Source organism: Bradyrhizobium sp. NBAIM01 (assembly GCF_020194115.1).
GTDB classification, from domain to species: domain Bacteria; phylum Pseudomonadota; class Alphaproteobacteria; order Rhizobiales; family Xanthobacteraceae; genus Bradyrhizobium; species Bradyrhizobium yuanmingense.
Genome location: NZ_JADYVU010000003.1, coordinates 684,967 through 703,397 on the forward strand (window position 1 = coordinate 684,967; position 18,431 = coordinate 703,397).

16 protein-coding genes are annotated in these 18,431 nt (G+C 65.4%); 8 read left to right on the forward strand and 8 right to left on the reverse strand.

Annotation, left to right across the window (positions count from 1 at the left end; genetic code table 11):
- The first annotated feature begins 10 nt into the window (after positions 1-10).
- Positions 11-238 (forward strand): hypothetical protein, encoded by a 228-nt coding sequence (locus I6F31_RS14095; RefSeq protein ID WP_225185564.1) that lies wholly within the window; start codon positions 11-13, stop codon positions 236-238.
- Between the two features lie 45 nt (positions 239-283).
- Here the strand turns inward: I6F31_RS14095 and I6F31_RS14100 are convergent, their stop codons facing one another.
- The 3 genes from I6F31_RS14100 to I6F31_RS14110 all read right to left on the reverse strand — a co-directional run bounded on the left by I6F31_RS14100 (position 284) and on the right by I6F31_RS14110 (position 2,693).
- Positions 284-790 (reverse strand): GNAT family N-acetyltransferase, encoded by a 507-nt coding sequence (locus I6F31_RS14100; protein WP_225185565.1) that lies wholly within the window; start codon positions 788-790, stop codon positions 284-286.
- Positions 791-869: 79 nt separating this feature from the next.
- Positions 870-2,003, reverse strand: coding sequence for a DJ-1/PfpI family protein (locus tag I6F31_RS14105; protein ID WP_036015286.1), 1,134 nt, complete (start codon positions 2,001-2,003; stop codon positions 870-872).
- Between the two features lie 135 nt (positions 2,004-2,138).
- Complete coding sequence (locus I6F31_RS14110; RefSeq protein ID WP_036029643.1) at positions 2,139-2,693, reverse strand: PAS domain-containing protein; 555 nt, start codon at positions 2,691-2,693, stop codon at positions 2,139-2,141.
- Between the two features lie 449 nt (positions 2,694-3,142).
- On the opposite strand from I6F31_RS14110, the gene I6F31_RS14115 reads away from it, so the two are divergent.
- Positions 3,143-3,961: a rhomboid family intramembrane serine protease gene (locus I6F31_RS14115; protein ID WP_036015285.1), complete on the forward strand. Its 819-nt coding sequence runs from the start codon at positions 3,143-3,145 to the stop codon at positions 3,959-3,961.
- Positions 3,962-4,149: 188 nt separating this feature from the next.
- Positions 4,150-4,578 (forward strand): CBS domain-containing protein, encoded by a 429-nt coding sequence (locus I6F31_RS14120; RefSeq protein WP_036015240.1) that lies wholly within the window; start codon positions 4,150-4,152, stop codon positions 4,576-4,578.
- On the opposite strand, the gene I6F31_RS14125 is transcribed toward I6F31_RS14120, so the two are convergent.
- Complete coding sequence (locus I6F31_RS14125) at positions 4,579-5,652, reverse strand: patatin-like phospholipase family protein (protein ID WP_036015237.1); 1,074 nt, start codon at positions 5,650-5,652, stop codon at positions 4,579-4,581.
- A gap of 247 nt (positions 5,653-5,899) precedes the next feature.
- Here I6F31_RS14125 and I6F31_RS14130 point away from each other — a divergent pair, with 247 nt between their 5' ends.
- The 3 genes from I6F31_RS14130 (at position 5,900) to I6F31_RS14140 (ending at position 10,979) form a co-directional block, all read left to right on the forward strand.
- Complete coding sequence (locus tag I6F31_RS14130; RefSeq protein WP_036029640.1) at positions 5,900-6,973, forward strand: hypothetical protein; 1,074 nt, start codon at positions 5,900-5,902, stop codon at positions 6,971-6,973.
- Between the two features lie 317 nt (positions 6,974-7,290).
- A complete protein-coding gene (locus tag I6F31_RS14135; RefSeq protein ID WP_225185566.1) occupies positions 7,291-7,530 on the forward strand; it encodes a hypothetical protein in 240 nt (79 codons plus the stop codon).
- Positions 7,531-8,516: 986 nt separating this feature from the next.
- Positions 8,517-10,979: an EAL domain-containing protein gene (locus I6F31_RS14140; protein ID WP_225185567.1), complete on the forward strand. Its 2,463-nt coding sequence runs from the start codon at positions 8,517-8,519 to the stop codon at positions 10,977-10,979.
- Here I6F31_RS14140 and I6F31_RS14145 read toward each other — a convergent pair.
- The 3 genes from I6F31_RS14145 to thrS all read right to left on the reverse strand — a co-directional run bounded on the left by I6F31_RS14145 (position 10,965) and on the right by thrS (position 14,996).
- Positions 10,965-12,233 carry a serine hydrolase domain-containing protein gene (locus tag I6F31_RS14145; RefSeq protein WP_225147502.1) on the reverse strand — a complete coding sequence of 423 codons (1,269 nt, stop codon included), beginning with the start codon at positions 12,231-12,233 and terminating at the stop codon, positions 10,965-10,967. The genes I6F31_RS14140 and I6F31_RS14145 overlap by 15 nt on opposite strands.
- A 64-nt stretch (positions 12,234-12,297) precedes the next feature.
- Positions 12,298-12,861 carry a nitroreductase gene (locus tag I6F31_RS14150; protein WP_036010490.1) on the reverse strand — a complete coding sequence of 188 codons (564 nt, stop codon included), beginning with the start codon at positions 12,859-12,861 and terminating at the stop codon, positions 12,298-12,300.
- A gap of 92 nt (positions 12,862-12,953) precedes the next feature.
- A complete protein-coding gene (gene thrS / locus I6F31_RS14155) occupies positions 12,954-14,996 on the reverse strand; it encodes a threonine--tRNA ligase (RefSeq protein WP_225185568.1) in 2,043 nt (680 codons plus the stop codon).
- A 187-nt stretch (positions 14,997-15,183) separates the two neighbouring features.
- Between thrS and I6F31_RS14160 the strand changes: the two genes are divergently transcribed.
- Both I6F31_RS14160 and I6F31_RS14165 read left to right on the forward strand, forming a co-directional pair.
- Positions 15,184-16,359: an MFS transporter gene (locus I6F31_RS14160; RefSeq protein WP_225185569.1), complete on the forward strand. Its 1,176-nt coding sequence runs from the start codon at positions 15,184-15,186 to the stop codon at positions 16,357-16,359.
- Between the two features lie 89 nt (positions 16,360-16,448).
- Positions 16,449-16,814, forward strand: coding sequence for a hypothetical protein (locus tag I6F31_RS14165; RefSeq protein ID WP_036044032.1), 366 nt, complete (start codon positions 16,449-16,451; stop codon positions 16,812-16,814).
- Positions 16,815-16,835: 21 nt separating this feature from the next.
- Here the strand turns inward: I6F31_RS14165 and I6F31_RS14170 are convergent, their stop codons facing one another.
- Positions 16,836-18,155, reverse strand: a complete 1,320-nt coding sequence (locus tag I6F31_RS14170; protein WP_225147499.1) for an alpha/beta hydrolase — start codon at positions 18,153-18,155, stop codon at positions 16,836-16,838.
- Between the last annotated feature and the right edge of the window lie 276 nt (positions 18,156-18,431).

Sequence of the window (18,431 nt, forward strand, 5' to 3'; positions counted from 1 at the left end):
AGGAAATCAGATGGGTATGGTGATGATCAAGTGCCCGGAAACGGGCCGAGCCATTTCGACCGGCATCGAGATGGACCGCGAACGATTTCGGTGCAGTGTAGTGTTCTTCTCTCGCACCTATTGCGAGATGTGTGCGGCAACGCACGAGTGGTTTGCCAAGGAGGCCTGGGTCTACGAAACGGGAAGTCCGGGGGTAGGCAGTCGTTCCGCGCGGGGGCGGCGTGAAGAAGCAGCCTGACGGCGTCCTGCGAAGCAATCCGATCAATTTGCCCGGGGACGGGCATTACGTCGCGGCGAGGTCGCGCAGCATGTAGGTCGCGCCGTCGCCGTAGGATGCGAGCTTTGCGTGCAACTCGGCGTCCGCCGTCACGGTCCGAAAGCCGACGCGTTCCCATAGCGGCGGCGTGCCGTAGACCGAGACCAGCGCGAGCGTTCTGATGCGTGATGCACGCGCCAGCTTCTCGATATCACCGACATAAGCGCGCACGCCGCCGCCGCGGAACTCCGGCAATACGGCGACGTCGTGGATGTAGAGACAGTCGGCGCGATCGGGCAATGCTTGCAGAAAGCCGTCGAGCGGCGGAATTCGGTACCGTATCCAGGGATGTGCCAGTCCGTAGCCGATGATGCCCTGGTCCGTATCGAGCACGCCGCAGCCCTCCGGGCAAAGCCTGATCTTCTCCGCCAGCACCTCTTCGCGTTCGGGCAACGCCGGATGGATGCGTGCCGCAATCGCGCTTATCGCAGGAAGGTCGGAGGCGCGCGCGGGACGCCAATGCGGCTTGCTCATGTCGATCCGTCGTTCCGTGGTGTCCTTCCAATCTATTCCGCCGCGGCGATGCGCGCAGCGGGAAAGATCCTGGCGGTCGTTATCGCGGATATTCCAGCTGCATCGCCACGAAGTCGGCCGTGCGTGCTCCGTAGCGCGTCTCGATCGCGCGCAGCGTTTCGTCCAGCGCCCGCGCCGGCGGCGAGGCGCCGGAATCCGGCACGGCCTGCTCCGCCGGCCAGCTCCCGGCAATGCGGTCCGGCAGGATGCGAAGACCGCTGCGGCTGGTCCGCGCCTCTGCCGTGGCGGCGAAGGTGAGGGCGCGCGAGCGGTAGGTGCGCGACCACGCATCGGCGATCAGGGCGAGCGAGACCTCGTCGACATCAGGCGTCAACGCGATGCCGAGTTGCTCGCGCTTCCAGAATGCGAGCGTGTTTGCGATCGCCGTCAGCGCGAAGGGGCGTGTGAAGCTGAACGCGTCGCTGCGGTGGCGTGCGTCCCATCGCGCAAGGCCGATGTCGCCGGCGACCGCCTCGGCCTTGGCGCGGCCGGCGATCGCCTCGATCAAGGTGAGGGCCATCGGCATGGATGCGGTGATGCCAGTGGTCGTCGCGACGCCCTGGTCGACGACCAGCCTGCGGTCCGCCGCGTAGCGGATCGTCGAATGCTTCTTCAGATCGCCCACGGAATACCAATGCGTCGTGGCCCGCTTGCCGTCGAGCAGCCCGGTGTTGGCAACAACCGTGGCACCGACGCACACGCCGATCACAATCGCGCCCTTGCCGGCTTGGCTCCTGATCCAGTGCAAGACCGTTGCGTCGTCGTCGCGGCTCATCGCCGGCACGATGACGTAGTCGGCGCCATCGGGGTGCGCGGCATCGAACTCGGCGATGGTCGCATGCGGCTGCACCTTGAGGGCGGGATAGAGCGTGACGGGCCCTGGCTGCGTCGACAAGGTGAGGACGTCGGCAATATCGGCGCGGGCGAGAATGCCGTAGGGCATCAGGTAATCGGTGGTCTCGCTCATGTCGTTGATGCCGACGATGGCGATCAAGGGGCGCTTGCGTTTCGGCGGTTTCAGCGCCGCCAGGGTCGATTCGGTTTCGTCTCTGGAAATCGCAGGCGCGGTTCCCGAGGCTGGCGCGGCTGGCAGCAGGAGCAGCCAGGTCGCGCCGATCCCTGCCAGCAATGTCATGCCGCCGAGGGCAGTCCACGCCAGATTGCGCCAGCTCATCATGATGTCACCCGCTCGTCTCACGCGGCGCGGAAGCTATCCGGTCGCATCGACGTCAGGAATGACGCAAATCCGGCAAAAACGGTCACGCTGCGCGACGATCCATCGCAGGATCGCCGCACGTCTGCAGGGGCTCTATCGCAGCCCCTCATACACCATCAGCCCGCGCGCGATCTGCAATTTGCGGATGGCGCGCGGCAGGAGTTTCTCCGGCTGGTGCAGGTAGCGCCAGGAAGTGAGGGTGAAGGCGGACAACGTGCCGCATTCGTCGTCGAACGGCGCGAGCACGCCGGTGACGCTGACCGGCGTATGCGGGCGGGCGTTGAAGGGCAGCAGCAGGAGCTCGAGATGCGCCTTGCTGCCGTCCTCGCGCGCGGCAGTGACGCCGGCGATCGCGCCCAGCGTCTCGTCGGCGACGATCGTCGTGATCTCCTCGATCTCGCTGCGGCTTGCTTCTGTGAACAGCGCCGCAAAGCTGCGGTCCTTGAGGTCGGTTCCTGCGAGCGCGCAGACGCGCGTGCCGGCGACGCGGAACGGGAAGCCGAGGTTCGGCTCGCAGGACAGCACGAAGATGTCGCCGAGCAGGCCGCGGACCGCGGCCGGGTCGATGTCGGCCCGGTCAGGAGCCCGTGCAGTGCCGCGCTTCTTGTCCCAATACGCGAAGAACGCGCGGCTCGACGGATGTTTCATGACTGAACGCTCGCCCCGGGGTGCAACCTCGAAGGGACAGACTTGTCCCGCTTCAGTGCACCCGCGATCCCTTCTGTTGTTGTGCAGGAGGGGATTTGCAGCGTCCATGCCGCCGGCGCGTTTTCAGGCTTCTTGGGCCGGCCTTTGCGTCGTTAACGTTAAATTAACTATGCGCTTCGTGCCGGCCGCGCGCCTGCTATGGTGACCGCGGTCGCAAGCCTCGCCGCTTTTCTCCAGGTTCTCGGCGGGGCCTGTACAGGGCGTCAAACAGTTTGGTCACGGGCCGCGGGGAGGGGTGGGGATACGCCTTATCTCTCCGGCCACCGGAAGACCGACACGGACAGTCAGGGCTTCGGCCCTGCCTTTTCCTTTTGTGCACTTGCGCAGGGACGGCAAAGGCGCCTATCTCCAAGTCTGTCGCCCCGATGTCGCCCGAAAGCGAAGCTGCCTTGGATTCCCCGCAAGATTCGTCGCCGCAAGGTCCTGAGCCGGGCCCGCCGGCCGTCGTGGAGGCTCCGCGCGAGCCGATCCTGACGCTGCCTCCGGCGCTGACCGCCTATATCCTGCTGCTGGCGGTGATCCATCTGCACGTGCTGCTACCGCCCGAGCTCGAGAACTGGACCATCGACGTCTTCGGCTTCATCCCGAAGCGCTACGATTCCTCGCTGCTCAATCTGCAGATCCCGGGCGGGGCGGGGGCGAAGGTCTGGACCTTCGTCACCTATTCGCTGCTGCACGCCAATCTCACCCATCTCGGCTTCAACGTGCTGTGGCTCTTGCCGTTCGGCAGCGCGTTGGCGCGGCGTTTCGGCACCGTCAGGTTCTTCGTCTTCCTGGCCGTGACGGCGGCGGCCGGCGCGCTCGCCCATCTCATCACCCATGAGCATGCGGTGGCGCCGATGATCGGCGCCTCGGCCTCGGTGTCGGGCGCGATGGCAGCCGCAATCCGCTTTGCCTTCGTCCGCGGCAGCTTCCTGTCGTTCAGCCGATCGGATGCCGATACCGCCGCGAAAGTTCCGGCGCTGCCGCTGTCGCGCGCGCTCCGCGACGGGCGGGTGGTCGGCTTCCTCGCCGTTTGGTTCGGCATCAACATCATCTTCGGCGTGGGCGCGATCGGGGTCGATGCGGAAACCACGAGCGTGGCCTGGCAGGCGCATATCGGCGGCTTCTTCGCCGGCCTGTTGTTGTTCGCGCTGTTCGATCCCGTGCCGCGCGTGCGAAGCGATGCTGCGGATGCGTCATCACGGGACGTTTCAGACCGTATCTGAAGCGGCGCTTGCGACGCGGCCCGAATTCATCCATCATTCCCGCGAAGAATGTTCCGAAGCGACACGTCCTTAGCGACGATGCTTCGCAAAGCGCACGAGCGTGAAACCGGCGCTGTAACTGTTAGTTGAAGACTCGCGAACAAGTCCGAACCGCCAAAGGCGGACGGCTCGGATTCAGGGAGGCGACGATGACGGTACGTTCCATTCTGAACACCAAGGGCCACCAGATCATGAGCGTCGAGCCCGACGCCAAGCTGGCGGACGCGATCAAGCTGCTCGGCGAGAAGAAGATCGGCGCGGTGCTGGTGATGAGCCAGAGCCGGCTCGAGGGCATCCTGTCGGAGCGCGACATTGTGCGCGTGCTCGGCGAGCGCGGCGCCGGCGTGCTGGAGGCGCCGGTCTCGGAGGTGATGACCCGCAAGGTCGTGACCTGCAAGGAGACCGACACCGTCGCCGAGCTCATGGAGATGATGACGACCGGCAAGTTCCGTCATCTGCCCGTGATCGACAACGGCAAGGTGGTCGGCCTGATCTCGATCGGCGACATCGTCAAGCGCCGCGTCCAGGAATACGAGAGCGAGCAGGAAGCCCTGCGCGACTACATCAAAACCGCCTGATCAGGCCAAGTCTCCCGCTTTCGGCTCGTCCGCTTTCGGCGCGATGCCCGCGGGCGCCGGCGCCAGCACGTGGATCGCCTCCTGGATGGACTCCAGTGCACGCTCCGCAGCGCGCGTGCCATGTGCGATCAGGTCTTCGGAGCGGTGGAAGTCGAACCAGCCGAACTGACCGACCCGCGGCGTGATCAGCATGTCGGGCGGATCGCCGGCGAGACGGGCGCGGGTGATGCGGTCCTGCATGATGTTGAAGGCGTCCACCATCACCGAGGAGATGCCGGGCCGGCCGTTACCGCCGAAGAACTCGCGCTTCATCGTCTTCTCGGGCGAGAACAGGCGCGGGAAGCGCCGCTTCGCCGTCGGCTCCTCGGCCACCGGTACGACCGGGGCGGGCACTGCGCCGTGCGAATAGATCGTGGTGGAATGGGTGAAGATGTCGCTGGAAAGATTTGCGGCGATGACGATTTCGGCGCCGAGCGCGCGGGCGGCCGAGACCGGCACCGGGTTCACCAGCGCGCCGTCGACCAGCCAGCGGTCGCCGATCAGCACGGGCGCGAAGATGCCGGGCAGGGCGTATGAGGCGCGCATGGCATCGACCACGCGGCCGCGCGTCAGCCAGATCTCGTGGCCGGTGCGAACCTCGGTCGCGACGCTCGCGAACTTGATGGGCAGGTCCTCGATCAGGATCTGCCCGATCGCCTCCTCGAGCCGGGTCGCGAGCTTCTCGCCACCGAGCAGGCCGGAGCCGTTGAGACGGATATCGAGATAGCCGAGAATGTTGCGCATCCCTTGCAGGCTGCGCCCCCATTCCTCGAACGTATCGAGCCGGCCGGCCGCGTGGAGGCCGCCGACCACGGCGCCGATTGACGTGCCGACCACGACATCGGGCACGATTCCATTGGCAATCAGGGTCCTCAGGATTCCGATATGGGCAAAGCCGCGCGCCGCGCCGCCGCCGAGGGCAAGGCCGATCACCGGCCGGCGGATGCTGCCCAGGCCAACTTTTTCGCCGACTTTTTCGCCCACTTTCTCGCCGTTCGAGCCGTTCGCGCCCCGGCCTTTCAATCTGTCCAGCACCGAAACTCTCCTACGCCGGGCCAGCCCGCATCGTCAGACTAGGCATCGCACTTGCGCTCCGCCATATCAGGCGCGAAGCATGGTTTATGCCGCTTTGGAAAGGGCACGGGGCAGGAATATGGCGAGGGCCGGTTGCCACGGGGCTAATCACGCAACCGTCAAGCCGGTTCCACCGAAGGTCCAGGGCCGTATTCCCTGGTGTTTCAGAGGCTTGAATTTGCCGCGTTTTCGGTGAAAAGCAGGGACCATGACACGCGGGGGTGACGGCATCAGCGGATGGCGGCGCAGCAGCAGGCTGCTGCCGGCGCTCGTCCTTGCCGCATGCCTCTTTACTTCCGGCCGAAATGCCGCCCAGGCGCAGCTTTTCTCGGATCGTCCGCCGCCGGTACCGCCGGCCTCGGTGCCCGACCCAGGCAACGCTGTCAGCCTGGCGCCGCCCTCCGGGCTGGGCGCGGGACCGCCAAGCCTGCCGCCGACCCTGATGCAGCCGGCGACCCCGAGCATGCCACCGCCCGCTGTCTCGACCGTGCCGCCCGCCGCCCCGCTGAATGCGGCCGTGCCCGGACAGGGCGTGCTGTCGCTGACGGCGAAGTACGGCAAGGACTCGGCCCCGATCACCAGCGGCCTGGTCTGGCGCGTGTTTGCCGACCGGCCCGACGAGAACGGCACCTTCAAGCTGATCCGCGAGGACCGCAGCGGGACGCCGAACATCGTGCTGCCGCCCGGCAATTATGTCGTCCACGTCGCCTTCGGCCTCGTCAGCGCGGTGCGCACCGTCAGCCTGAAGTCCGAGACCAATCGCGAATCCTTCGTGCTGCCGGCCGGCGGCCTGCGCATCGAGGGCCGCGTCGGCACCAGCCGCATTCCGCAGAACCAGATCTCATTCGCGATCTACAAGGGCAGCCAGTTCGAATCCGGCGAGCGCGCTTCCCTGGTGCCGAACGTCGCCGCCGGCGACGTCGTGCTGATCCCGGAGGGCACCTATTACATCGTCTCCAACTACGGCGATGCCAATTCGGTGGTGCGCTCGGACATCCGCGTCCAGGCCGGCAAGCTCACCGACGTCACCATCACCCACCGCGCCGCCGTCATCACGCTCAAGCTGGTCAGCGACAGGGGCGGCGAGGCGCTCGCCAACACCGCCTGGTCGGTGCTGACCCCCGGCGGCGACGTCATCAAGGAATCGATCGGCGCGTTCCCGCGCGTCGTGCTGTCCGAAGGCGAGTACCGCGCCATCGCCAAGAACGAGGGCAAGGTCTACGAGCGCGGATTCAACGTCGTCAACGGCGTCGACGGCGAAGTCGAGGTCATCGCGCGCTAAGGGCAGCCGGCGGCGAGAGGCTCCGGCACGACGATTCTCATCGCGCGCACGGATGTGCATCTTCTGTTACCGTCACCGTCAGTGGGTTTCTGCCAGGTAACCTCGGACCCCTCTCTGTGTTCTGTTGTGAACACTGGTAGCGTCATCATTACGTGCAGGGGCCAGCAAACACCGGCGGCATCGGCTTATTCCAGCAGCAGCGCGTCTTGCTTACGATCGTGGACGGTACGTATTTCCGATAATCAATTTTATTCTCTTTCCATCCTGCTGCGCTATATGTCTGGCGTCCGTCCAACGGGGGAAGCCGGAGCAGGCTCATGCCTTGCAGGACCGGCATGGAGCAGGGGACCAGGCTTGTCGACATGTTCGAAGTGATCCTCACCAGGCGCAAGCGGTTCGGCTGGCGGTGGCAGGTGTGCGACCAGTCCGGCAAGATATTTGCCGACGGCTTCGCGCGCACGCGCCCGTCCGCCAAATATCAGGGCGAACGCGCGTTGTTCTTCCTGCTGTCCCAGGCCTATTTGCGCAACCGCTCGGCGGCCTCCAGCGAGGATTAGCGGGGTAGGCCACCATCCCTTGCGTTGCCCGACGGGCAAAACACGCGAGCGCTAGGTCAACGCACACGGCCCAAAATATTCCGCTTTACCGAAATTCGGAAATCGCGTATGTCTCGCGCAACCCGGCCCAAGGAAGAGGGGCGTATCGCGATCGTCACGAACGCGGGCCGAGGGGCGGTGGACGCTGATGGCGTTGGCGCGAAAGGCTTTGCAGGGCGGAGAGCCGTGAGCAAAGACCTCGCGCATACGACCGGTGTCATCGGCGTACGGCAAAATCGTGTGGTCCTGGCGCCCGGGGTCTGTGCGCCAAGTCTTGTGATGATGTGAGCGGCCCAACCGGGCCCACGCGTCAGCCATCCGCAAGGCGACGGGGGCAATAGTGCATCGCTCCCCGAGGAGAGCACGACATAAGCCGTAAAGCCACTGCGCAGGGAAGGCCGGATGTTTGGCTTCACCTGTATGCCGCTGTGCAAATTCTTCGTTGCCACCTTTCGCACAGTGGACCGTGGGTGCCCGGCCGGCACCCGGTCTTCCCTGCGCCCTCTTTCAATTGAGGGTCGGACGACAGGCAAAGCTCGGGCGAAATGCGCCGCGAGGATGCGGAAGCGTGTCCGCGAGCGAAATGCGAATTGAAGAACGGCGCTGCCCACCACACACTCCGTCATTGCGAGCGCAGCGAAGCAATCCAGAAATGTATCCGCGGAGGGATTCTGGATTGCTTCGCTGCGCTCGCAATGAAGGTGTTGAGGCAGGTGCGCGCCAAAGCTCCGCTCTCGTGCCCCGGCTCTGCGCCGCACCGCTTACGCGTCGCGTCCGGGACACGAGAGCATCGCCTTCGCGCAACCGTCACAGTCTCTAACGCCCACTAACCAACACCTGACTTAAAACTGTCATAATCACCGAATGGAACCCACGCCTGCGCGCTTTTTACACGTCGTTAAGCGCGCCTGCATTGGATGCGGCGGGAAAGTGCGTTGGGGACTGCAATGACTGCCGCGAAGAAGATGCCGGGCAAACCGGCCGCCGAAATGTTCGACGACATCCCGGTGCTTCAGCGCAAATGGCGTGCGGCGTTGAAGCCGGGTGAGCGGTTGCCGCGTTACGAGGACGTCATGCTCGGCAGTCTCGGACGGCTCGCCGACCACATCGCGCTCTTGAAGAACGATGGCGTGCTCGAACTGTCGCGCAGCGGACGCTACGTGCAGAAATGGCTCGGCGAGGAGCGCTGGGACATTCCCCTAGCCGAGCTGTCGCCCGATTGCGCCACGGCGCTGTCGGAAGCGGCGGCGAGCGCGCTGGCGGCCGGACGGCCGCACCGGGCGAGCGCGCATTGCGTGCGCGACGGCATGGTCAGGACCTACGACGTGCTGGCGCTGCCGACGTCCTCGCGCTGGGGCGCGACGCTGATCGGCGCCTATGTCAACGAGCGCGGCGCGCAATACAATCTCCTCGACGCCATCTTTTCCGCGACCGACGACGCGGTGGTCTTCCTGGCGACGCTGCGCGATGCCGCCGGCAAGCCGTTCGACCTTCAGGTCGTGCACCACAACAAGAGCGCGGGTGAGCTGCTGAAGGTTGCAGGCGCAAGCCTGTTGTGGCGGCGGATCGGCGAAGGCGGCACGCTGCTGGCTTTCCCCGAGGTGATGGAATTCCTGCTCAAGGCCGTTTCGGGCAGCCGCTGCGAGCAGCTCGAGCTGGAGAGCGAGGGACGCTACCTCAGGCTCAGCGCCACGGCCTTTGCCGACGTGGTCTCGCTGACCATCTCCGATGTCACCGTCCTGAAGCGGCGCGATGCCTCGTTCCGCCTCCTGTTCGACAACAATCCAATGCCGATGTGGGTGTTCGACGCAGAGACCAAGGAGTTCCTCAGCGTCAACGACGCCGCGGTCCAGCATTACGGCTACAGCCGCGCGACCTTCCTGCGCATGAAGCTGCACGAGATATGGCCGGAGGACGAGTGGGACAGCCACGCCGCGGCGCTGGAGCGCCTCGGCGACGCCTACCACTCCTCGCGCAATTGGCGACACCTGCGCGCCGACGGCAGCGAGATCGAGGTGCTCACCTTCGGCCGTCGCGTCGCCTTCGACGAGCGCGACGGCTATCTGGTGGCGGTGGTCGACATCACCGAACGACGCAAGGCCGAAGCGCGCATCGCCTATATGGCCCATCATGACGGGCTCACCGACCTGCCGAACCGCGAGCACTTCCAGGAGCGCCTGAAGCAGGCGCTGGACCAGGCCGCGGGAAAACGGGTCGGCGTGCTCTACATCGATCTTGACCTGTTCAAGAACATCAACGATTCCTTCGGTCATCCGGTGGGCGATCGCCTGTTGAAGCAGGTCGCCGAGCACCTGACCATAGCGGTCCGCGGCACCAATCTCGCCGCGCGGCTCGGCGGCGATGAGTTCGCCGTCATCTTGGCTGCCGACGTCTCGCCGAACGAGGCCAGCGCCTGTGCCTCCCTGCTGATCGACATGCTCAAGGCGCCTTACGACGTCGACGGACAGGAGATGGTGATCGGCGCCAGCGTTGGCATCGCGCTGTCGCCGGGCGATGGCACCACGCCGGAAGAGTTGATGCGCAATGCCGACATGGCGCTGTACCGGGCCAAGGCCGACGGCGGCGGCGTGCACCACTTCTTCGAGCGTGAGATGGACCTCCAGGCGCAGAGGCGCCGCGACATGGAGCTGGATCTGCGCCGGGCGTTCGCCAACGGCGAGTTCGAGCTGCACTATCAGCCGCTGGTGTCGATCGCCTCTGACCGCATCTCCGGCTTCGAGTCGCTGCTGCGCTGGCGTCATCCGGACAAGGGCATGATCTCGCCTGCGGAGTTCATACCCGTCGCCGAAGACATCGGCCTGATCACCCAGCTCGGCGAATGGGTGCTGCGCGAAGCCTGCACCGAGGCGGTAAAATGGCCCGTCGACGTCAAGGTCGCCGTCAACCTGTCGCCGGCACAATTCCGCAGCCGCAACCTGGTCCAGGTCGTGATCTCGGCCCTAGCGCAGTCCGGCCTGTCGCCGAAGCGGCTCGAGCTCGAGATCACTGAGTCGATTTTCCTGGCCGAGACCGACGCCAATGTCGCCACCTTGCACCAGTTGCGCGAGCTCGGCGTCGGCATTTCCATGGACGATTTCGGCACCGGCTATTCCAGCCTGAGCTATCTCCGCAGCTTTCCGTTCGACAAGATCAAGATCGACCGCTCCTTCGTCAAGGATCTGGCTGAGCGGCCCGACTGCGGTGCGATCGTGCGCGCGATCTCGGGTTTGGGGCGCAGCCTCAACATCACCACGACCGCGGAGGGCGTGGAGACCGAGGATCAGCTCGACTGGCTGCGCGCCGAAGGCTGCAACGAGGTGCAGGGATTTCTGTTCAGCGCCGCGCGGCCGGCGGCCGAGCTCGGAAAGCTCCTCGCCGATTTCGGCCAGCGCACCTCACGGGCGGCGTAACGCGGGCGGATAGCAATCGTAGACCAGCGCCTTGAACGCGGGGGTGATGCGGCCGCGCTCGTTCTGGGTCTGCTGCATCATGACGTAGACCATGTCGAGCTTGGGATCGACGCCGAAATAGGTGCCGCTCCCCGAGTCCCATTTCAATTCGCCGAGCGAGCCCGGCGGCGGCGGTTTTGCATTGCCGGGATCGGTGCGCACCGCAAGGCCGTAGCCGTAGCCGAAGCCGTCGCCTGGAAAATAGAAATAGTCGCGTCCGACGCCGGAGCCCGGCCCGATCTGATCGGTCGTCATGGCCTTGAACGCGGCGGGGCTGAGATAGCGCCTGCCCTCGAGCTCGCCGCCGTTGAGCAGCATCTGCGAGAAGCGCTGATAGTCGGTGATGGTCGAGAGGAGGCCGCCGCCGCCCGACTGCCATTCTGGATGGTCCAGGCGGTCGCGCTCGCCGGCGAGCAGGATTGAGTCGCTCGGCAGCGGCCGCGCCATCCGCGCCAGCTCGTCCTCGGTCGCGAGCGTAAATTTGGTGCTGTTCATGCCGAGCGGATCGAAGATGCGGGCTTTCAGGAAGTCGTACAGCGTCTGGCCCGAGATGATCTCGATGACGCTGCCGAGCACGTCGGTGGAATGGCCGTAGCGCCACAGCGTTCCGGGCTGCCGCGCCAGCGGCAGCTTGGCGATGCGATCGGCGAATTCCCTGTTGTCGAAATGGCCCGCGAAAATGTTGGCCATCTTGTAGGCGTGCTCGACCCATTCGCTGCCGATGTAATCGTAGCTGATGCCCGAAGTATGCCGCAGCAGATCCTCGATGTTGACGGGGCGGTCCGGTGGGTCGAGGTCCAGCTCGACCGTGCCGCTGGGCAGGGTCACCTCGCGGCCCACCTTGGTCCCGGCGAACAGCGGGACGTATTTCGAGACGGGGTCGGTCAGCGCGAGCTTGCCCTCGTCGATCAGCATCATCGCGCCAAGGCACGTGATCGGCTTGGTCATGGAATGGATGGCGAAGATCGTGTCCGGCGTCATCGCGACGCCGCTCCTGGTGTCGCGCACGCCGAAGCACTTCAGGTAGACCGGCTTGCCGTGCTGCTGAACGAGGATCACCGCGCCCGGCAGCCGGCCGCTTGCCACCTCATTGTCGAAGTACGCCGTGATGCGGTCGAGGCCGTCGGGCGAGGGGGCGGGGATGTCCGCGGCCCGGCTTCGCGCCATCGTGCCGGCGAGCATCGCGGCCCCGACCAGAAATTCACGGCGTCTCATCCGCACCTTCCTCCCTCGGCGGGATCAAAGCCGCAAGAGGCTCGATGCGTCAACACAACATCGATTAAAATCGCGTCACGATGTCCGAAAGTGACGGGCGCGGACGGTCTTCGTTCGGCTTGGTCGGCGTGCCGATATGAATGAAGCCGGCGAGCTTCTCATCCGGCTTGAGGCCGAGGCCGTCGAGCACGTCGCGGTCGAAAGAGAACCAGCCGGTCAGCCAGCAGGCGCCGTAGCCGAGTGCGGTGGCGGCGGTGACGATGTTCATGGCGCTGGCGCCCGCCGACAATTCCTGCTCGAACGCCGGCACCTTCGGATGCGGCTTGGTGAAGCTGACGATGCCGATCACCAGCGGTGCGTCCATTAGGCGCTTGCGCTCGGTCTCGACGTCGGCCGCCGGCGCGCCCGGATTCTTCCTGGCGAAGACCCGCGCGATCACCTCGCCGGCACGTAGCCGGGCCTCGCCCTCGAAGATGATGAAGCGCCAGGGCGCGAGCTTGCCGTGATCCGGCACGCGCGCCCCGATGGTGAGGATGGTCTCGAGCTCGGCCGCCGACGGGCCGGGCCCCGTCATCTCGCGCGGCTTGACCGAGCGGCGGGTCTTCAGGAGTTCGATGGCATCGGGCACTGCGATATCCTCTTCAAATGGTCGGCGGGCGTGCCATGCCGAGATAAGCATGCACGCCCGCAACCGGAAGCGAATTTAGATCGATTTCAGGATCAAGCGGCGCCGCGCATTCGCTTCACATCCGGCGGCGTCGCCTCGTCGACCAGGGCGGCGATCGCCTCGGCCGTGGTCATCACCTTCTGGCCGTCGCTGCCGAGCCGGCGGACCGAGACGGAGTGCGTCTCGGCCTCTTTCTTGCCGACCACGAGCAGGGCCGGGATCTTGGCCAGCGAGTGCTCACGGACCTTGTAGTTGATCTTTTCGTTGCGCAGGTCGATCTCGACCCGAAGCCCGGCGCGCCGCGCCTGCTCCAGCACCACCTTGGCGTATTCGTCGCCTTCCGAGGTGATGGTGGTGACAACCGCCTGCACCGGCGAGAGCCAGAGCGGGAAGTTGCCGGCATAGTGCTCGATCAGGATGCCGATATAGCGCTCCATCGAGCCGCAGATCGCGCGGTGCACCATCACCGGCGGTTTCTTGCCGCCGTCATGGTCGATGTAGAAGGCGCCGAACCGCTCCGGCAGGTTGAAGTCGACCTGCGTGGTGCCGCACTGCCAGTCGCGACCGATGGCATCGCGCAGAACGTATTCGAACTTCGGCCCATAGAACGCGCCTTCGCCCGGATTGATCTCGGTCTTGATTTGATTGTTCTGCGACTGGATCTCGCGCAGCACCGTCGCCATTACGCGCTCGGCGTGATCCCACATCGCATCGGTGCCGACGCGTTTCTCCGGCCGGGTCGAGAGCTTCACCGTGAGGTCGCCGGTGAAGCCGAAATCGGCATAGGTCGACAGGATCAAATCGTTGATCTTCAGGCACTCCTCGGCGAGCTGATCCTCGGTGCAGAAGATGTGCGCGTCGTCCTGGGTGAAGCCGCGCACGCGCATCAGGCCGTGCATGGCGCCGGAGGGCTCGTAGCGGTGCACCACGCCGAACTCAGCGAGGCGCAAGGGCAGGTCCCGATAGCTCTTCAGGCCGTGCTTGAAGATCTGGACGTGGCCAGGGCAGTTCATCGGCTTGAGCGCAAACCAGCGCTTGTCCTCGGCCTCGTCGCCGGCCGATTGCGCCGCGAACATGTTCTCGCGATACCAGCCCCAATGGCCCGAGGTCTCCCACAGCACCTTGTCGAGGATCTGCGGCGCGTTGACCTCGTTGTAGTCGCCGGAGAGGCGCCGGCGCATATAGGCGATCAGCTGCTGGAAGATGGTCCAGCCTTTCGGATGCCAGAACACGACGCCCGGACCTTCCTCCTGGAAGTGGAAGAGGTCGAGCTCGCGCCCGAGCTTGCGATGGTCGCGCTTCTCGGCTTCCTCGATCTGCTTGAGGTAGGCGTCGAGGTCCTCCTGCTTGGCGAAGGCCGTGCCGTAGATGCGGGTCAGCATCGGGTTGTTGCTGTCGCCGCGCCAATAAGCGCCGGCCACCTTCATCAGCTTGAAGGCGCCTCCGACCTTGCCGGTCGAGGTCATGTGCGGACCGCGGCACAGGTCGAACCAGTCGCCCTGGTAGTAGATCTTGATCGGCTCGGTGCCGGGAATGGCGTCGACCAGCTCGACCTTGAAGGCCTCGCCCTTGTCGCGGAACACCTGCTTGGTCTTTTCGCGGTCCCAGACTTCCTTGGTGAAAGGCTTGTCGCGCGCGATGATCTCGCGCATCTTCTTCTCGATCGCGGCAAAGTCTTCCGGCGTGAACGGCTCGTTGCGGAAGAAGTCGTAATAGAAGCCGTTCTCGATCACGGGGCCGATCGTGACCTGGGTTCCCGGCCACAGCGTCTGCACCGCTTCCGCCAGCACGTGTGCGCAGTCGTGCCGGATCAATTCGAGCGCGCGCGGGTCATCGCGATTGACGAGCTCGATTCCAGCGTCGGCCTCGATCGGATCGTTGAGATCGGCAAGCGTGCCGTCGAGCGCCATGGCGACCGTGCGCTTGGCCAGCGACGGCGAGATGCCCTTGGCGATATCGAGGCCGGTGATGCCCTTGTCGAACTGGCGCTTGGCGCCGTCGGGGAAGGTGAGGGTGACTTTGGCGGCGGGGGTCACGGGCTTCAAATTGGAGAGGCTGTACTGGAAGCCGGACTCGGATTTGGGCTGGTCGGACATTGCTTTTCTCCTGGGGCTCACTCCTGCGAACGAGCGCAGGTAAGCGGGAACGAGCGATATATCAGGCGATTCGGCCTGCGCAATCCGGCATTTCCAAGAAAGTGGCGCGCAAAACCCGGGGCGGAGCCAGCAACTATTTCACGTTGTACCCTTTAACCGGTCGCAGGCCGCCGCTACATGCGTTTGCATGAAAAGCGCCCCAGCCGCCGGCCGTTTCGCGCCAACCGCCCTGATGCTCGGCAATCTCGTGACCGGCTGCTCGGTGTTGGCACCGGCGGGCATGCTGCCGGAATTGTCGGCGGGGCTCGGGATCAGCATCCACGCGGCCGGGCTCCTGATCACCTTCGGCGCGGTGACGCTGTGCGTCGGCTCGCCGCTGACGGCGTGGCTGACCAGCCGCATCGAACGGCGGATCCTGCTCGCCACGACGCTGGCGGTGCTCGCACTCGGCAATCTCGCCTCCGCGCTTGCGCCCGATTACACCAGCCTGCTGATCATTCGGCTCGCGATGCTCGCAGTCGGCTCGCTCTATACGCCGCAGGCCGCCGGCACGGCTGCGCTGATCGTGCCGGCGGAACGGCGCGGCAGCACCATTGCGTACCTCTTCCTCGGCTGGTCGCTCGCAGCCGCCGTCGGCCTGCCGCTGATCACCTTTATCGCCAGCCGTTACGGCTGGCGCGCGGCTTATGGCGGGGTCGGCGCGCTCGGCTGCGTCAGCTTGCTGCTGTTGCTGCTGCGCCTGCCGGCGGGCCTGCAGGGCGCACCGGTCGATCTGAAGACATGGGCCGCCGTCGGCCGAAGCAGGACGATCCTGCTGCTGCTCGCGATCACGATGCTGCAAATGTCGGGGCAGTTCGTCGTGTTCACCTATATGGGCCCGCTGCTCAACAAGCTCACCGGCGCCGGTCCCGATGCGATCGGCTCGGTCTTCGCGCTGTACGGGATCTGCGGCTTCCTCGGCGTCGTCGTCGCCACCCGCATCGTCGACACTGCAGGGCCCTATCGCACCTCGTTGCTGTTCACCTGCCTGCTGCTTGCCGGGATGAGCGGGTGGGCCCTCGGCGCCGGCTCGCTCGTCATGATGGCGGGCGCGGTGACGATCTGGGGCCTTGGCTTCGCCTCGACCAACTCGATGCAGCAGGTGCGGCTGGTCGCGGCTGCGCCGCCGCTGGCATCGGCCACCGTCGCGCTCAACACATCCGTCCTCTATATCGGCCAGGCGGTCGGCTCCGCGCTCGGCGGCTTGCTGTTCGCCCGCGAGCTCCTGCACACGCTCGGCTTCGTCGCGGTCGGTTTCGTCGTGCTGGCACTGATCCTGGTGGTCGTGACCCGGCCCAGGCGGGCGGCTGCCGCCACCGCCTGAACGCAGCAGGTCGTGCGCGCAAGGCGCTTGGCAAACCTCGCGCGGGAGCGGTAGAAGGCCGGCGTGGGGATCAAAGAGAGTTGACTGAGATGAGGATGATTCTGGCGGTTGCCGCGGTGCTCTATTCAGCCTCCGCATTTGCGCAGACCGAGAAGCCACCCATGGTGGGGGACAAGCCGCTGGTGCAGGTCAAGCCGAAAGGCGCCAAGGAGGCTGTCGCTGCTCCAAAGGGCAAGCCGCAATCGATCGCGGTCCGCCTCCAAGCCTGCCTCGACATCGACGATGGCACCAAGGATCGCCTCAATTGCTACGACGCCGTGATCCCGCCGGCGCCGAAGCCGAAGCCGGCCAAGGCCAAGGGCTATGCCGACTGCCGCTTCTTCAAGGAAGAGGACGAGCGGCTGGCCTGCTTCAACGGCTTTGCCGAGAGCATTCCGAAGCTGCCCAGGAACTGATATTGGGAACTGATATCCCGGCTAGGGATTTGTGGAGGCGACGCGCGTCAGCGCGAGCGACGGCGTCGCCGCCATCTTCACCAGCACGTCCTTGAGCGGATCGCGCGTCCAAGCGCGCGTGACGTAGTCGCGATGGGTGATGCCCTCGCCGGTCTCCACGAACACCACGCTGCCGGGTCGTAGCGGCCCGTCCATGTCCTCGGCGACGCTGATGCCCTTCTGGCGGAGCATGCTCATCAGCTCGCGGTCGCGCCGCGCGGTGTGGCGGGTGTAGGCGCTGACGAAGAAGCCGGAACGGTGGTTCTCGATCCAGGACGCGAATTTGTCCATCTCGCCATAGACGGCATCGAGCAGCACCACGCCGCGCACGCGGTCGCTGATGCCGCCGACCTCGAGGCTCCAGGCCGTCGGCAGGAAGCCGCCGCTATAGCCGACGATCACGATCGGCATGTTGGCGAAGGCGCGCGCGCTGTTGGGATCGCCGGTGAGGCGCGCAAGATGGTCGGCCGATTCCGCCATGAAGCGCTTGAAGCCGCCCGGCTGCCAGAATTTTCCGGCGCTGGAATCGGCGGCGTCGACCGCCATCTGCGGCGCGAGCAGGATCGCGTTGGCGCCGGAATCGGTGACCTGTTTCGGCACCATCTGCCGGTCGCGGACGTCGCGCTCGAGCGTTGCGCCATTGCCGTGGAAGAACACCACGATCACGCCCGGCTTGCGCAGGTCGAAATGCTCGGGCACGTGCACCAGCACGCGGCTGTCGCTGTAGGTCTCGTCCTGCCAGTAGACGCGGCCGGAATAGCTGCGGTGGCCGCGGCGGTCGCCCTTGGAGATGTTGAGGAAGGGCGCGTCGGAGGCGGGGTTGTTGCCGAAATAGGGAAAGGCCGACGACTTCATGCTGACGAGTGTCGTCAGATCCTCGCGGGCGGGGCGCTTGTACGGCACTTGCGGCTCGAGCGAGGCCACCTTGTAGGACGCCTGCTCCGGCTGAGACTGCACGGCGCGCTTGGGCGAGAAGTCCGACATCTGCCGCTGCAGGAAGCTCTCACTCGCCGAGGGAAAGCGCTCCCTGAACTGCGGGGCAGGGAAGCGGTCCTCGAACGTGTCGCCGCTTGCCAGGTGCGCGTTCGAGCTCTGCGAATTGGTCTTGGCGACCACCTGGACATTCGCCTGGGAGTTCGCCGCCAGCGCCGCCGGATCCGGCGCCTTGCCGCATTGAACCAGCGTCAGCGACAACGGCACCATGACTGAGATTAGAGCGGCCCGGAGCGCACGATCATGCCGACCGGACATTGTCCGATCGGCACGATCATCAGCTCTCAGTTTAGGAGCGGCCCCGGCCATCCACCCATGACCCCAAAGTCACGACCCAAGTCTTACGTCCCAGGTCACACGTCCAAGTCACACGTCCATCGGCAAACTTGAAACAATTGAGCCGACTGGCGTTTAGGCGACGTTAAGCGTCCGGAGAAACTTCCCCACATCCGGAACGCTCGAAAGGACCATGCAATCGTGTCCTGATTGTGGGGGAGCGGAACGGACAATCCCGGGTGCATCCAGAGACATCGTCCAAAGAAGCGCCTAGGCGGTGGTCAGGTACCTACCTCCGTTGCCTCATTT

What these genes read in the sequence shown, in the direction of transcription:
- I6F31_RS14120 (WP_036015240.1), top strand. Translation starts at nt 4,150, where the DNA reads ATGACGGTACGTTCCATTCTGAACACCAAGGGCCACCAGATCATGAGC.
- I6F31_RS14145 (WP_225147502.1), bottom strand. Translation starts at nt 12,233, where the DNA reads ATGAGACGCCGTGAATTTCTGGTCGGGGCCGCGATGCTCGCCGGCACG.
- I6F31_RS14110 (WP_036029643.1), bottom strand. Translation starts at nt 2,693, where the DNA reads ATGAAACATCCGTCGAGCCGCGCGTTCTTCGCGTATTGGGACAAGAAG.
- I6F31_RS14170 (WP_225147499.1), bottom strand. Translation starts at nt 18,155, where the DNA reads ATGGCCGGGGCCGCTCCTAAACTGAGAGCTGATGATCGTGCCGATCGG.
- I6F31_RS14105 (WP_036015286.1), bottom strand. Translation starts at nt 2,003, where the DNA reads ATGAGCTGGCGCAATCTGGCGTGGACTGCCCTCGGCGGCATGACATTG.
- I6F31_RS14140 (WP_225185567.1), top strand. Translation starts at nt 8,517, where the DNA reads ATGACTGCCGCGAAGAAGATGCCGGGCAAACCGGCCGCCGAAATGTTC.
- I6F31_RS14165 (WP_036044032.1), top strand. Translation starts at nt 16,449, where the DNA reads ATGAGGATGATTCTGGCGGTTGCCGCGGTGCTCTATTCAGCCTCCGCA.
- thrS (WP_225185568.1), bottom strand. Translation starts at nt 14,996, where the DNA reads ATGTCCGACCAGCCCAAATCCGAGTCCGGCTTCCAGTACAGCCTCTCC.
- I6F31_RS14130 (WP_036029640.1), top strand. Translation starts at nt 5,900, where the DNA reads ATGACACGCGGGGGTGACGGCATCAGCGGATGGCGGCGCAGCAGCAGG.
- I6F31_RS14095 (WP_225185564.1), top strand. Translation starts at nt 11, where the DNA reads ATGGGTATGGTGATGATCAAGTGCCCGGAAACGGGCCGAGCCATTTCG.
- I6F31_RS14100 (WP_225185565.1), bottom strand. Translation starts at nt 790, where the DNA reads ATGAGCAAGCCGCATTGGCGTCCCGCGCGCGCCTCCGACCTTCCTGCG.
- I6F31_RS14135 (WP_225185566.1), top strand. Translation starts at nt 7,291, where the DNA reads ATGCCTTGCAGGACCGGCATGGAGCAGGGGACCAGGCTTGTCGACATG.
- I6F31_RS14160 (WP_225185569.1), top strand. Translation starts at nt 15,184, where the DNA reads ATGAAAAGCGCCCCAGCCGCCGGCCGTTTCGCGCCAACCGCCCTGATG.